Annotated in this window: 14 protein-coding genes and 1 pseudogene; 11 read left to right on the top strand and 4 right to left on the bottom strand. The window is 57.3% G+C overall.

What is annotated here, in order from left to right:
* Nucleotides 1-394: 394 nt before the first annotated feature.
* Nucleotides 395-784, top strand: a complete 390-nt coding sequence (locus tag L901_RS06515; protein WP_059754665.1) for a hypothetical protein — start codon at nucleotides 395-397, stop codon at nucleotides 782-784.
* 266 nt (nucleotides 785-1050) lie between these two features.
* Here L901_RS06515 and L901_RS06510 read toward each other — a convergent pair whose 3' ends face one another.
* Together L901_RS06510 and L901_RS06505 are read right to left on the bottom strand one after the other, a co-directional pair.
* On the bottom strand, nucleotides 1051-1914 hold the full coding sequence (locus tag L901_RS06510; RefSeq protein ID WP_059754661.1) for a phage exclusion protein Lit family protein: 864 nt from the start codon (nucleotides 1912-1914) through the stop codon (nucleotides 1051-1053).
* Nucleotides 1915-1994: 80 nt separating this feature from the next.
* Nucleotides 1995-3131, bottom strand: a complete 1137-nt coding sequence (locus tag L901_RS06505; protein ID WP_059754660.1) for a site-specific integrase — start codon at nucleotides 3129-3131, stop codon at nucleotides 1995-1997.
* 124 nt (nucleotides 3132-3255) lie between these two features.
* On the opposite strand from L901_RS06505, the gene L901_RS06500 reads away from it, so the two are divergent.
* From L901_RS06500 to L901_RS06490, 3 genes are all read left to right on the top strand, one after another.
* Complete coding sequence (locus tag L901_RS06500) at nucleotides 3256-4209, top strand: DUF1403 family protein (protein ID WP_059755036.1); 954 nt, start codon at nucleotides 3256-3258, stop codon at nucleotides 4207-4209.
* Between the two features lie 2 nt (nucleotides 4210-4211).
* Nucleotides 4212-4898 (top strand): SMC-Scp complex subunit ScpB, encoded by a 687-nt coding sequence (locus tag L901_RS06495; protein WP_059754658.1) that lies wholly within the window; start codon nucleotides 4212-4214, stop codon nucleotides 4896-4898.
* Between the two features lie 238 nt (nucleotides 4899-5136).
* Nucleotides 5137-5787, top strand: a complete 651-nt coding sequence (locus tag L901_RS06490) for a TetR/AcrR family transcriptional regulator (protein WP_059754656.1) — start codon at nucleotides 5137-5139, stop codon at nucleotides 5785-5787.
* On the opposite strand, the gene L901_RS06485 is transcribed toward L901_RS06490, so the two are convergent.
* Entirely contained in the window at nucleotides 5784-6461 is a 678-nt protein-coding gene (locus tag L901_RS06485; RefSeq protein WP_082710515.1) for a TetR/AcrR family transcriptional regulator, read from the bottom strand. The genes L901_RS06490 and L901_RS06485 overlap by 4 nt on opposite strands.
* Nucleotides 6462-6782: 321 nt before the next feature.
* Here L901_RS06485 and L901_RS06480 point away from each other — a divergent pair.
* Together L901_RS06480 and L901_RS06475 are read left to right on the top strand one after the other, a co-directional pair.
* Nucleotides 6783-6998, top strand: a pseudogene (locus L901_RS06480) (biotin carboxylase N-terminal domain-containing protein); the annotation flags it as partial.
* A gap of 141 nt (nucleotides 6999-7139) precedes the next feature.
* Nucleotides 7140-7424 (top strand): hypothetical protein, encoded by a 285-nt coding sequence (locus L901_RS06475; RefSeq protein WP_059754651.1) that lies wholly within the window; start codon nucleotides 7140-7142, stop codon nucleotides 7422-7424.
* A 133-nt stretch (nucleotides 7425-7557) separates the two neighbouring features.
* Here the strand turns inward: L901_RS06475 and L901_RS06470 are convergent, their stop codons facing one another.
* A complete protein-coding gene (locus L901_RS06470) occupies nucleotides 7558-8607 on the bottom strand; it encodes an amidohydrolase family protein (protein WP_059754648.1) in 1050 nt (349 codons plus the stop codon).
* Nucleotides 8608-8872: 265 nt separating this feature from the next.
* Between L901_RS06470 and L901_RS06465 the strand changes: the two genes are divergently transcribed.
* The 5 genes from L901_RS06465 to L901_RS06445 all read left to right on the top strand — a co-directional run.
* Nucleotides 8873-10027 carry a Gfo/Idh/MocA family protein gene (locus L901_RS06465; RefSeq protein WP_059754645.1) on the top strand — a complete coding sequence of 385 codons (1155 nt, stop codon included), beginning with the start codon at nucleotides 8873-8875 and terminating at the stop codon, nucleotides 10025-10027.
* Nucleotides 10028-10029: 2 nt separating this feature from the next.
* Nucleotides 10030-11187 carry a dihydrodipicolinate synthase family protein gene (locus tag L901_RS06460; RefSeq protein WP_059754642.1) on the top strand — a complete coding sequence of 386 codons (1158 nt, stop codon included), beginning with the start codon at nucleotides 10030-10032 and terminating at the stop codon, nucleotides 11185-11187.
* Nucleotide 11188: 1 nt separating this feature from the next.
* The gene (locus L901_RS06455) at nucleotides 11189-12007 is read left to right on the top strand and encodes a sugar phosphate isomerase/epimerase (RefSeq protein ID WP_059754639.1); all 819 of its coding nucleotides are present in this window, start codon (nucleotides 11189-11191) and stop codon (nucleotides 12005-12007) included.
* A gap of 21 nt (nucleotides 12008-12028) precedes the next feature.
* On the top strand, nucleotides 12029-13600 hold the full coding sequence (locus tag L901_RS06450) for a Re/Si-specific NAD(P)(+) transhydrogenase subunit alpha (protein WP_059754636.1): 1572 nt from the start codon (nucleotides 12029-12031) through the stop codon (nucleotides 13598-13600).
* 20 nt (nucleotides 13601-13620) lie between these two features.
* Nucleotides 13621-14132: NAD(P)(+) transhydrogenase (Re/Si-specific) subunit beta (locus L901_RS06445; RefSeq protein WP_197419694.1), on the top strand; the 512-nt coding region annotated here is incomplete at its 3' end.

Genomic DNA, 14132 nt, shown 5'->3' with positions numbered 1-14132 from the left:
GTCGCAAATCGATCACATTGCCACATGGTGGGGGAATGCTGGCGTATGCTGGTGAGGTGCCGAGGGCTCGGGAATTCTAGGCAGAGTTTTTTGAACGGATCGAAAATCTTAACGCCTATGATGAAACTCGCCGCATAGATCGCGCCATGCTGGAGGCGATCCTCCAGTCAATGAACGTGCCGCAACTCTCGATCCTCGGCGTGTTGAATGATTACAACTGTCAGCAGGACATCTTTGAATAAGGCGGGGCGGTAACCGCTGAGACTCAAAACTATGGGAGATGTCTCTTCGCCGGGAGTGGAGCTGAGTTCCTACTTGATTTGGTGCTGACAGCCGATGCGTCCTGGAGCGGGGTGAACCATCGTCCCTTTGGCCAGACACGACGACAGAGGAGTTGGCAGAGAGCATCTCTAGTCGCTCCCTCATTCTTGAAAGTGCATTCCCACCCAATAGTCAGAATTCGCCTCTCGCGCATCCCTTCGGCGGCTTTGTAGAATGGTACAAGATCGAGCGCGACGGTGTGAAGCCACATCGGGAGCGCGTCGAGATTCATCTGACATCCGGCCAGAGATCAAGGATCGGGCGAGTTTATCTGGTTGGCATGGTGCGGAATCAAAATGCTCCGACTTTGGGAAGCGACATCGTCGTTGTATCGCTCACACCGGCGGTCGCTGACATCGAAGTTCATCAGGTTGATGGGCTGAACCTGTGGCTCATCAACCAGTTGAAGGGGGAGGGGACGATAATTCAGCCAAGCCTTCCTTTCTATGATCGGCCAGAGTAAGAGCAAGCGATTGACAGGCTTGATGGTCCTATCTCTTATGAGAGCCTATGCCGCGCGTTTGGAGATGACGCCGAGTTTCATCGTGTTCGCTTGGTTACCGCCACTGGTTCAAGGATCACCGCCGAGGGTATAGTGTCCGTCGGAGCTAGTGATCCTTTGGCTTGGCTCGGACCGACCGACGGGATAGCACGAGATCGTGCTCAACCACGCAGTTGCGTCGACGGCACTCAAACGCTTATTGGGTTCTGAGTGATGGCGAGCGTGTCCTAAGAGCTCCGCAAGTAACTGATGAGCTGATCAACGAATGCACTGTGTGCGTCATCGGGTTGCGGGATATCCGTAGCCGGATCGAAAAATGCCTTGATGACGTAGCTGCTCACTTCAAGCGCGAGACTGTCCTCGGGCGCAATGCCGAAGCCGTCGAATGCTTTTCCCAGGCGCTGCGCGGCCGGCGGATGAGTTGTGCTGGCCCGACGAACCTCATCAATCAAGCCGATCCAGATGAAGGCAACACATATCGCCAACATCCGAAATTCACGATGGTTCTTGGCGGGAGCCATTTTCAATATCCAAGCTACAGCCCAAGTATCGGCCTCGTGTTCCTGCTCGTGGAGGTGGGTAGTGTAAGGCTGGTGGCCGAGAGCGATATGCCCGCATTCGTGAAGAATGACGACGCTCAGCGCAGCGAGAAAGAGATTGGTTGTCAAACCGTCTGCTGACGAGAGGTCGGCGGTGGGAACCGGATCCGCAGGAAGGTCAACCCACGCTGACGCCTCGTTTCGTATAAGTGCGAGCGCTGCATTCTTGAATTCAATCGCTTCGAAGCCGGGGGTACCTGGCGCTATGACGATCTGCGTGAGATCTTGTTCCGCGGCTGTCTGCGTAGCGATCATCAACACTCTGACGGATGCAGCAGTCGCCCAAAGGCTCAATAGCCCGGCATAGGCGCCCACGATCGATTTGGAATCCGGATAGGCAGTGAAATTCGCATGTCCCTCTTCAAAGTCCAAGTACCACGTCTCACCACCCATCAGGTTCACTAACTCCTGGGCGCGTTCTGGCGCGATCGCGAAAGCTGCCGCCCTGGCCGCATTTTCGAAACCCGCTGTCAGGGTCTTGGCGTCTGTCATTACAGGAAGCTCCGGTTGCTGATGCCAGGGCCGGGATCGTCAGGTCTGACCGCCGGCTCTGTAGACTTAAGTGATGCCGACTAGAGCCCGGCAGCCTTGGTTAGATTGATCCTGAAACGGTCCCGCCGCCTCTGGTAGCGTCGTGTCATCTCCGCGGAGGCGTGCCCAAGTTGTTTCTGGACATACCGCTCGTCAACCTCGGCAGAGGAGGCGAGGCCGGCACGCAAAGAGTGTCCAGAGAACTTAAAGGCCCGTTCGATTTCGGCAAGATCGCCGCGAACACCGGCAGCCATCGCTGTACGTTTCACCAATCGGGCCACCTCCTTGTCGTTCAACCGGTTAGCACCAACCGACTTTCCCTGTCCGGTAACGCGACGAAACAGGGGCCCATGGGCGATCTTGGCGAACTTGATCCAGGTTTCGACCGCGACGACGGGGCAGGTGGCATCCGACGAGCCTCGCCCGATCTCGACCTCGCGCCATCCGGTTTTGCCGCGGAGCGTTACCAGGATGCCCTTGTCGAGAACCTCGATCCAGCCGCTGCCTTCTTCAGTCTGATCAGCCTTGAGGTCGAGACCGACGATCTCGGAACGCCGCAGACCGCCGGCGTATCCGATCAGCAGCATTGCCCGGTCGCGCAGGCCGCGGAGGGTGCCGCGATCGAGGGTTTCGATCATGGCGATGATATCGCTGGCCACTGCCGCTTCCTTCTGCACCGGCGGACGCGCATGGCTATTGCGGATTCCGGCCATGACGGTGGCAATATGCCGATCCCTCCGATCGAGGATGAGACCGCGCTGCGCGTAGTTCCAGGACAACGACGAGAGGCGACGTTCGATCGTAGATACGGCGTTTGCCTTCATACCACGCTCGGCTTCACCGGAGGCGCAGGCAGTAATGTAAAGCCCGACGGTTTGTGGATGCGGGGGGAGGGGAGCCAGATTGGAGCGTCGGCACCAGGCGGCAAAATGCTTCCAGTCGGCGGCGTAGGCTTTGCGCGTGTTGGCAGAGCTGGCGGCTTCGACATAGCCGCGGGCTCGCTCAGTGAGGCTGGCGAGATGGGCTGGTGTCCGGTCGTCGGCGACGAGAGAGGAAAGGGGCATCGTTTCAGCCGACGCGTGCGGCGTGGAAACATCACGCTCGGCTCCGGTGCTGACAGACGGCGCGGAGTGTTTATCGACGTGAATTTCGCTGTTTTGCTCGATGATTTGGGCCATTTCTCTATAATGAGCAAAACGTCCGATAATGCAAGATTATCGGACGTTTTATGTTGTCTACACGATGTGCGGTTTCACTCGCTATTGCTGGCATAAACCGCGCGCATGGATTATGCTCCGCCGCATGGATTCGCTCTCGCCCGCCACTGAACCGTCCTCGATCTGGTCACCCCGCCTGCCGGCTTTTGCGCTGTCGCGTGGCCGCGATCCGACGGAAGCCGACGCCGCCTTCGCTGCCGGTATCGCCCTTAAATCGCTCGACGATCTTATGCATGCCGACCCGCCGTGGCTCGGCTGCTGGCGCGATCGCCTTGCCCTGAAATCGGCTGCAATCGCTGCCAGAATGGTCGGCCGCAGCGAGGAGGAAATCGCCATCCGAGACGCCGTCCTATTTACCGCCGCCGGTGACGACCCCGGCCCCGCCGGAAAGCTGTTTTTGGCCACGCGATTGCTGTCGCGTCGATCTGGCACGCTGGGATCCCCCTTCGTGAGGGAGATCGCCGATCTATTGGACCTCCGTTGGGACGAGGGGCTTGCCTCGATCCCGGATCTGGTCGATTCTGCGATCCAGTCCGGGCGGGCGGCGCCTTTCGTCGCGGCGGACCTGATAACAGCGATTTGCGCGGCTCGCCCGGATGCAGAGGTGTTGGCACTCGGGCTGGCTGACGTCGTGCTTTCCCGAAGACTGAACTGGCCGAAACCTGTGCCGTTGCTGCTGCCCGAGCGCTACGGCCCGGCGTTTCGGACGATCGGCGGAAGAGGCCGCGTCCGGCCGGGCGAACCGGCTTATCCAAAAGCGATCTGCCTGGCGCTGGTCGACGGGGTCGATGCTGCCCTTCGCTCCGCCACCGAGATTGATCGTCGCGCCTTGCGGTTGCTGGCCGTGGCGCCAAAACTGCGCACCAAGGGCGCCGAGCCGGTGATCCGCAAATTGCTCAACGAGGATGCCGAGCCAGCCTCGGCGCCCGGCAGTACCCTGTCGCGCTGGGCGGCGACGCGACTGTTCGAGCGGCTCGAAGGTTTTGAGGCGGTGCGCGAGCTCTCCGGCCGGTCCTCCTTCCGGATTTTTGGGTTGTGACCATGGCCGGATCCAGCGCAACTCGCAGCAAACGGAGGCCCGAGAAAGGTGTGGGAGGCGAACGCCTCTACGATCGGGAGCTGGAGGATCTGCCGCCAGAGCTGCGCTGGCGGGAATGGATGGTGCGAGTCGAGGCGGTGATTTTTGCCTCGGCCGAGCCGGTTTCCCGCGAGACGCTGGCGCGGGTGGTGGGAAAAGATTGTAGCATCGATCTGCTCATCGACGATCTCATCGAGGAACTCAGTTCCCGGCCCTACGAACTGGTGTCGGTCGCCGGTGGCTGGCAGCACCGCACCCGACCGCGGTTCGCCGAAACGATCCAGGCTTCGTCGGCGCCGACAAGGGGCGGCGCAGCGGCGCTGTCGGAGTTCGAGGCCATGGTGCTGATGGCGGTGGGTTATTTCCAGCCCGTCACCCGCAGCGAGCTATCGAAGATTTTTGGCAAGGAAGTCAGTCGCGACACCATCGGCAATTTGCGTGGCGCCGGCTTCATAGCCTCCGGTCCGCGCAGGCCGGCACCCGGCGCGCCTTATACCTATGTCACGACGAAATTATTCCTCTCCACCTTCGGGATGCAGACGCTGCGCGATCTTCCGGATATCGAGGCGCTGGAGCATGCGGGGTTACTCAGCCAAAAGGGAGTTCAGGACGACATCTTGGTGGTAGAGGTCGACGAGGAAGAGGAATAAACTGTGCTCAGGGCGCTGGGTCTGTGGAATGTGCCCCTCTTTGTCTTGGGAATACACTTGATTTACAACGCCGCATGATCGCGCCAATTGTAGCGCGTATTTCCCCGCACCTTCTGCTGTTGAGTGCTTTGATGCATAAGGTATCCATAAAAATAGGCGGACACTTCATGATGGAAGAAGATTATCAGAAACAGCACTCGAGCGTAGCAAGACCTGTGGTGTCCTGAGAGATAGAGTTTTGATTGAGAACAGTTCACGTGACGCCACATCGACGAAAGCCCGAATCCTGTTGTCGGCGCGCACCGAATTCGCCGGACATGGGGTGGCTGGAGCGCGGGTGGATTTGATCGCCGCTATGGCAAAGGTCAATAAGCGAATGATTTACGAGTACTTTGGCAACAAAGACACTCTTTTTGAGAGAGTGGTTAGCGACGCTCAGCTTGCCTCTGCCGCCGCAGAGGAAGGAATGGGTTTGGACCACATGAGTCCTTTGAATGCGCTAGAGACCTTTGCTGAACGTAAGTGGAATTTTTGCCAAACCCACCCAGAAGAAGTCGCGATCCTGTACGGCGGAAGAGACAAACAAGAGAGTTATCGTCCCGCCCTGGATGCCTCACAGAGCGCTCGTTCGGCATTGTCGCTAGAGTTTCGGAACATGGTCGAAAGAGGTGTATCCCTCGGCGTGTTCAGGAACGAGCTGGACCCGGTTTATCTCCATCTTACAATCAGTTCTCTGGCCTACTGCCTATCGAACAACTTCTTTCAGATCTTGGTAGTACCCAGCCTTTGCTCCATCCCAACCAGAGACATGCAGATGCGCTTCGAGCTGTATCTGCAGATGATTGCTGGGTGCGCTCACAAACAGTTAGTAAAAGATAATGCCGATTAAAGCGTCACGTAACTCAGTACGATTTGTTTTATATGATCCAGCCTTTCAGCCCTGGCATCGGGAGATAGCAAGTCCCTTCCAAATATGGCCGAAAGCGTGAAGTTGTTGGAGAGGTAGAAATACGAGAGAGCAGCGATCGAAATGTAAAGCTGAATAGGGTCGACGTCTTGCTTGAACTTCCCTTCCTCCGCGCCGCGTTTCAGGATCGCATCAAGCATCGAGATAAGGGGGGAGTTTAAATCGCGAATATTAGGGAAGTCACGAATGTGACGTGCACGATGGAGGTTTTCGCTGTTGAGGAATGTGATGAATTCGGGATTGTCGACGTAGTAGTTCCATGTGAACTCGGCGAGACGACAGACCGCCTCTGACGGCTCCAGTTCGGAGAGGTGCAGTTCCGACTCTGCCTGGCGAATCTTCGCGTACGCTTCGGCAAGAACCTCCGTGTAGAGGCGTTCCTTGTTGTCGAAATAGTAGAAGATTAGCTTTTTGTCGATGTTCGCCCGTTCGGCAATTCGCGCCATCCGGGCACCGCCCAATCCATGCTCCGCGAACTCACTGCCAGCGACTTCGAGAATTAGTTTCTTTGAACGGTCAGCGTCTCGGAATTTCGTAAACGCGTCCGTCGATACTGCCTCATCAGGCAGAGATTCAATTAATTTTCGTCGAGCCATGGATGCTTTGGCCTTTCACATGTTGCCTTCAAAAGTATCATGCTTGGCCATCTCACATCGCTTTCGAAACCGTGATCGTCCGCCTTTAGCGGCGTGATTTTACTCAAAAGATCCAATTGAGCAATCGCGAGGGCTTGATCCGTGGGATATCGGAGCCATGCACATCGTTCAGTCTGTGTTTTTGGTAGACTCTATTCACCATTAGGTGAATAAGCAACTGCAAGTTTTTGAGAATTGGGCGGGCGTTTCAACGTCCGGTCGGGTTGTGTTTTGAAATCAACTCTCTCCCCTAATCAATAATGTCACAAACTGGGTTCCGAAATGGTCATGAAGAAACTACTTGTCGCCAAAGGATCGGAGATCGCGACCCGTGCATTCCGGGCGGTGAATGAGCTGAGGATAAAAACCGTCGCGATTTGGGCGGAAGAGGACAAGCTGTCTTTGCACTACTTCAAGGCGGATGAAAGTTATCATGTCGGTAGAAGCCTGCATCTTGCCAAGGATATGGGACTGATCGAAAGCTATCTTTCGATCGAGTAGGTTACAGGTGTTCTCTACCTTGCCGTTAAAAAAACTCGGAGAACAGAATGGCGGCAGGCAGTTCAGGATTGCCGGCCGATGATCAAGTGAAGTTGCCTTGCGGCACTTGGCACTGTAACGGCGCACCTTGAAAAAACGGTGAGTGACCGCCAGCTCAAGCAAAAGCTTGCGGATCTTAGTCAACGCCAGATCGACGACGAGAAGAAGGTCAAAGAAATTGAGGAAAACCTGGCGCGAGCGAGTAAGGCGCAGGCGACAGCAGTGACGCTCTCGATGATGGCTTCGTCACCGGGCGAGCTGCAGACCATGGTCAAGAGGATCTCGCGAAGTCATCAGACGCTAAGGCGGGCCGATTGCGGTTTGAATACAAGAGTGTCGCGGACGGCAGAACCGGCATACGAAACGAAACGCTCACGATTCTGAAGTAATCGAGGTATCCTGTCACATCAGTTCCGCAGATAGCGCCCTAATCCTGTCACGTCACGCTGGTTGCCAAACCAATAAGCCAGAAATTTCGCATTCGCCCCCTGAGCTGAGAGTTCAGAGGGCGATGGAACTAGAGTTGCGACTCGAACGAAACTGTTGCGAGTGCCTTGATGTTATTGTGGCCGATCAATGTGATCTGCTCCTGTGACATTCCGGCGGTGTGCAATGACTTCAGCGTCTCGCGGATGAGGTAGGAGCCACCTTCCGCATCAAATGGGAAGTCGGTAGCGAAAACGACGTGCTTCAGGCCGAAGAAATCAATTCCACATTGAAGCGCATTCGCTGCACCGGAAAGCGACGTATCGCCGTAGAATGCCTTGAAATACTTCATCACGGGATGCTTCAACTCTCCGGGAAGCAGATGCGCATCCGATGGCGGTGTGCGCGATCCCATCTCAAGGCCTAGACCTTGCTCGATTCGACCTGAAAAAAATGGAATCATGCCGCCCATGTGATGCGTGATGATACGAAGATGCGGGTGACGGTCGAACAGACCTGACATCGCAAGTCTCGACATGGCCACCGTAGACTCATACGGCCAGCCGAAGCACCACCAGATTTCGAATTTCGATTTCTCTTCCGTAGGATAGTCCGCAGTGGGACCTTTGATGGGATGAAGCCAAACCGGGCGACCCGTGGCTGCAAGAGCATCCCATATGCCAACGAACTTTTCATGATCGAGTGCAACGCCCCGAACGTGGGTGGGAAGCTGGAAACCAATTGCTCCCAGACCTATGGCTCTATCGATTTCCGCAATAGCAGCGGTCTCATCTTCGAGCGAAATGCCAGCCACGAAATAAGGGAACCGTCCGGGGAAGCGTTGTACGAGATCGGCTAGGCCGTCGTTCATCAGTCTGGCGAGTGATGCTGCCTCTGGCGCGTCTGCGATCTCGTCGAAAGCTGGCATGGAAGGCGTGAGAATCTGCTGATAGCCCTCGAATTTGTCCATCAGCCTGAAACGCTCTCCGAGGTCAAACAGAGGCTTTAACGTTACCCAGCGTTTAAGTGGCCCGGCGGCCGTTGAGATCGATTTGATCTTCTCGAAGTACTGTTCGGGAAAGATGTGCGTCCATCCGTCGATCATGGTCGAGCTATCTTTGCGGGGATTTTCCAGGTTCATCGCGACTCCTCCTACCTTTGTTTTGGCGCGTCGATCGGCTTCCTTCGTCAGAGCTCACGATCATACGGCAGTGGGCCGACACATCATCATAGTTACCCCTCGGGGCGGTCTGCGTCGATGTCTGTCAAATAATTCACCGGATGATGAATTGTCAACTTGCCAAACCGTCCGAGGTCTGCAATAAGATCCTCAATTCTCCAAATGGTGAATTAAATTTCTGAGGTAACAAATGAAGGACGGGTGACCGTCGAGCGGGAGGCTAAATATGGCTAACGACAGGAAAATTGGCATTGTAATGCACGGCGTGACTGGCCGTATGGGTATGAACCAACATCTCATTCGTTCAGTGCTGGCGATCAGAAATCAGGGCGGTGTCGTGCTGTCGGATGGTAGCCGCGTGGTGCCTGATCCGATCATCGTCGGCCGCGACAGCGCAAAGATTGAACGTCTTGCCAAGACCCACAATGTCGAGCGTTGGACGACCGATCTCGATGCGGCTCTGGCTGATCCCTACAATGAAATCTTCTTCGATGCGGCATCCACCAAGCTGCGTCCGACATTGCTGCGCAAGGCGATCGATGCCGGAAAGCACGTCTATTCCGAAAAGCCGATCTCGGAAGGGCTCGAGGAGGCGATCGAGATCGCCAAGTACGCAACCGCAAAAGGCGTTAAGAACGGCATCGTTCACGACAAGCTCGACCTTCCTGGCCTCGTGAAGTTGAAGCGACTGCGCGACAGTGGTTTCTTCGGTAAAATTCTCTCGGTGAAGGGTGAGTTCGGCTATTGGGTGTTTGAGGGTGACTACCTCCCCGCGCAGCGCCCAAGCTGGAACTACCGTGCGGCTGATGGCGGTGGCATGGTTTCCGACATGCTTTGCCACTGGCGCTACGTGCTCGATAACGTCATCGCTCCGGTGAAGTCTGTAAGCTGCACGACTGCTACGCATATCGACAAGCGTTGGGACGAGCAGGGTAAGGAATACAAGGCCACGGCCGACGATGCAGCCTACGCAACTTTCATGCTCGAAGGCGACATCGTCGCACATATCAATTCGAGTTGGTGCACGCGCGTCCGCCGTGACGATCTCGTCACGTTCCAGATCGACGGCACGCATGGTTCTGCTGTCGCTGGCTTGCAAAAGTGCTACAGCCAGCATCGAATCAATACGCCAAAGCCAGTCTGGAATCCTGACGTGGCGCAGCCGCTCAACTTCTACGAAGGCTGGGAAGAGGTTCCGGACAATGTACCGCTTGATAACGGCTTTAAGGTGCAGTGGGAGCAGTTTCTGCGACATGTTCTCGAAGATGGCGAATGGCGCTACACGCTCGCCGAAGGCGCAAAAGGCGTGCAACTCGCAGAAGCCGGATACCAGAGCGCCCGCGAGCGTCGCTGGATCGACATCGAAGACCTGGGGCTCTGATCATGGCTTCAGTTATCCTTCCTACAAAAGATGGTGGGCTCGAGACTTTTGAGATCGGATCACCAGTAGTCGCCGGACCCACCGGCGACTGGAACCGCATAGCCTATGCTGCAGCTCACGTCGTCGTCGATCCATTTGCCGACAATGATCCATGGCTTGACTGCGCGGTCGATTGGGACAGGACTCTCGCGTTTCGCGAGCATCTCTGGTCGAAGGGATTTGGCGTTGCCGAAGCCATGGATACTGCTCAGCGCGGTATGGGCATGGATTGGCCGACATCCCTCGAACTGATCCAACGAAGCGTCTCCTTGGCGAATGCAGGCGGACATCTTGTTGCCTGTGGCGCTGGAACAGACCATCTCGCTCCTTCCGACAGCATCACGCTGGAGGATGTGATCGCTGCCTACGAGCACCAGTGCGAGGCAGTCGAAGCGGCTGGCGGCCGGATTATCCTCATGGCCTCCCGTGCTCTTGCAAAAGTGGCGAAATCACCGGACGATTACCACAAGGTCTATTCACATGTCCTCGGATCCTTAAAGGAGCCTGCGATCCTCCACTGGCTGGGAGAAATGTTCGATCCGGCTCTTGAAGGGTATTGGGGGAACAAGGACCACACTGCGGCGATGGATACCTGCCTGAGCGTGATGGCTGACAATGCGTCCAAGGTCGACGGTATCAAGATTTCGCTTCTGTCGGCTGAGAAGGAAGTCTCTATGCGTCGCCGTCTGCCTCCGGGCGTGCGGATGTACACGGGAGACGACTTTAACTATCCTGAACTGATTGCGGGAGACGAGCAGGGCTACAGCCACGCGCTTCTCGGCATCTTCGATCCGATCGCAACAGCGGCGGCCCAGGCGCTGACGGCTCTGAACAATGGTGACAAGGCAGCTTACAGCGCTGCATTCGATCCGACGGTTCCATTGTCCCGTCACATCTTCAAGGCTCCCACGCGCTTCTACAAGACTGGTGTTGTGTTCATGGCCTACCTAAACGGACATCAGGACCACTTCACGATGCTCGGTGGTCAGCAGAGCACGCGTTCTGCGCAGCATCTTGCGGATATCGTTCGTCTGGGTAGCAATGCCGGTCTCTTCGACGATCCGGACAAGGCTGCGAAGCGCGCTTCACGCGTGTTGGCGACATCCGGGATTGGTGTGTGAAATGCTGAACGCTCAACATTTGTCTCTGAACACTGCGACCGTAAGGGCGCAGTGGGACCTCCGCCAGGCTATCGAAGGTTGCGCACGTCACGGCTTCGGCGGCATATCGCCGTGGCGTGACAAGCTCGATGAGCTGGGAGCCAAGAATGCCGCCAAGCTTATTCGCGATGCCGGGCTTTCGGTCTCGGGTCTGTGCCGTGGCGGCTGGTACACTGTCGCCAACCCGCTCGACCAGAAGACGCTCGACGACAACAAAAAGGCGATCGACGACGCGGCCACGATTGGGGCTGAGTGCCTGGTGATGGTCGTGGGCGGACTTGTGCCCGGTTCCAGGGATATCGCGGGTGCCAGGAAGATCGTCGAAGAAGGACTCGAGCGTTCGCTCGAATATGCGCGCAATGTCGGCGTGAAAATCGCCATTGAGCCACTGCATCCCATGTATGCGGCGGATCGCGCATGCGTGAACACTATGCGGCAGGCGTTGGACATCTGCGACAGATTGGGACCGGGCATCGGTCTAGCCGTGGATGTCTATCACGTCTGGTGGGATCCCGAGGTCGAAGAGCAGATCGACAGGGCAGGGCCGGATCGCCTCATGGCTTTCCATATCTGCGACTGGCTCGTGCCGACCAACGACCTTCTTCTCGACAGAGGGATGATGGGAGACGGAATCATCGACATTCCGATGCTTCGCAAGCGAGTTGAAGCGAACGGCTTCAAAGGCCTGAACGAAGTGGAGATTTTCTCCGAAAACAACTGGTGGAAAAAAGACGCCGACGAAGTGATGCGCACCATCGTCGAGCGGGCTGCTGACTGCTGACAATCGCCGGGAGGGGAGAGAATGAGGATCGGAGCTCTTAAAGAGACCGTGGCCGGAGAATCGCGCGTTGCGATGACACCGGACAGTGCGACACAGCTTCGCAAACTCGGATTTGAATGTTCAATCGAAACAGGCGCTGGCCGAGCAGCGGGCTTTTCGGACGACTCCTACCGCGAGGTGGGTGTCACGGTCGTAACCGATGCGGCGGCTGTCATTTCAGCGTCTGACATCGTCGTGAAGGTGCGACCGCCGAGCGATGCGGAGGCGAGCCATCTCGCCTCCGCAAAGACCCTCATCTCTTTCTTCTATCCCGCCCAAAATGCGGAATTGCTTGAGACATGTCGCGCCTCCGGCGCGAATGTCATCGCCATGGACATGGTGCCGCGCATTTCCCGCGCCCAGAAGATGGATGCCTTGTCCTCCATGGCCAATATTGCCGGTTATCGTGCGGTGATCGAGGCCGGTAATAACTTCGGCCGCTTCTTCACCGGTCAGGTCACCGCCGCCGGCAAGGTGCCGCCCGCCAAGGTTCTGGTCATCGGCGCCGGCGTTGCCGGTCTTGCCGCCATCGGCACGGCCACCTCGCTGGGCGCGATTACCTATGCCTTCGACGTGCGCCCTGAAGTGGCCGAACAGATCGAATCCATGGGCGCTGAGTTCGTCTATCTCGATTTCGCCGAGCAGCAGGATGGCGCAGCCACCGGCGGTTACGCCGCCCCCTCCTCGCAGGAATTCCGCGAGAAGCAGCTGGAGAAATTCCGCGAACTGGCCCCGCAGATGGATATCGTCATCACCACGGCGCTGATCCCCGGCCGTGACGCCCCGAAGCTGTGGCTCGCTGACATGGTGGCCGCCATGAAGCCGGGTTCCGTCATCATCGATCTTGCAGCCGAGCGCGGCGGAAATTGCGACCTGACGGTTCCCGACAGCCGTGTCGTTTCCGACAATGGCGTCATCGTCATCGGCTACACGGATTTCCCGAGCCGCATGGCGGCGCAGGCCTCGACGCTCTATTCCACCAACATCCGTCACATGATGACCGATCTGACGCCCGGAAAAGACGGCAAGCCGGTTCACAACATGGAAGACGATGTCATCCGTGGCGCGACCGTCACCTATCAGGGCGAGATAACCTTCCCGCCGCCGCCGCCGAAAATCCAGGCGATTGCCGCGCAGAAGCCGAAGGAACGCGCACGAGAGCTCACGCCCGAGGAAAAGCACGCCAAGGAACGGGTCGAATTCAAGGCGCAGACCAAAAGCCAGGTCGGACTGCTCGTCATCGGCACGGCACTGCTGCTTCTCGTCGGTCTCTTCGCCCCGGCAAGCTTCATGAGCCACTTCATCGTCTTCGTGCTCGCCTGCTTCATCGGTTTCCAGGTCATCTGGAATGTCAGCCACTCGCTGCACACGCCGCTAATGGCGGTGACGAATGCCATTTCCGGCATCGTCATTCTGGGCGCGCTGCTGCAGATCGGCTCCAGCAACTGGCTGGTGGTGATCCTTGCCTCGCTTTCCGTCCTGATCGCGACGATCAACATCGTCGGCGGTTTCCTCGTGACACGGCGCATGCTCGCCATGTTCCAGAAATCCTGAGTGTGCGGGGATTTAAATAAATGACCATTGGTATCGTTTCCGCGGCCTATGTTGCCGCAGCCGTTCTTTTCATCCTGTCGCTTGGCGGCCTCTCCGGCCAGGAAAGCGCCAAACGCGCCGTCTGGTACGGCATTACAGGCATGGGCCTTGCCGTCGCCGCAACCGTCTTCGGACCCGATGTCGGCAATTGGTTCATCGTGCTGCTGATGCTCGCCGGTGGTGCCGTTCTCGGCTATTTCGTCGCCAGCCGCGTGCAGATGACCGAAATGCCGCAGCTTGTGGCCGCTCTTCACTCCTTCGTCGGCCTTGCCGCCGTCTTCATTGGCTTCAACGCCCATATCGAAGAAGCGCATATTGCCTCGCTCGACGAGACGGCACGCTCTCTGCTGACGGGCTTTTCCGCCCTCCTCGCCCACAAGACGCCGGTAGAACTGGCCATCATGAAGGTCGAGGTCTTCCTCGGCGTCTTCATCGGCGCCGTCACCTTCACCGGTTCGGTCGTTGCCTTCGGCAAGCTTGCCGGCAAGGTGGA

Origin of the sequence: Agrobacterium sp. D14 (assembly GCF_001526505.1) — a bacterium.
Taxonomy (GTDB): Bacteria; Pseudomonadota; Alphaproteobacteria; order Rhizobiales; family Rhizobiaceae; genus Agrobacterium; species Agrobacterium leguminum.
The sequence above is the reverse complement of the archived record's forward strand: the minus strand, read 5'-3'. Positions and strand labels throughout refer to the sequence as shown.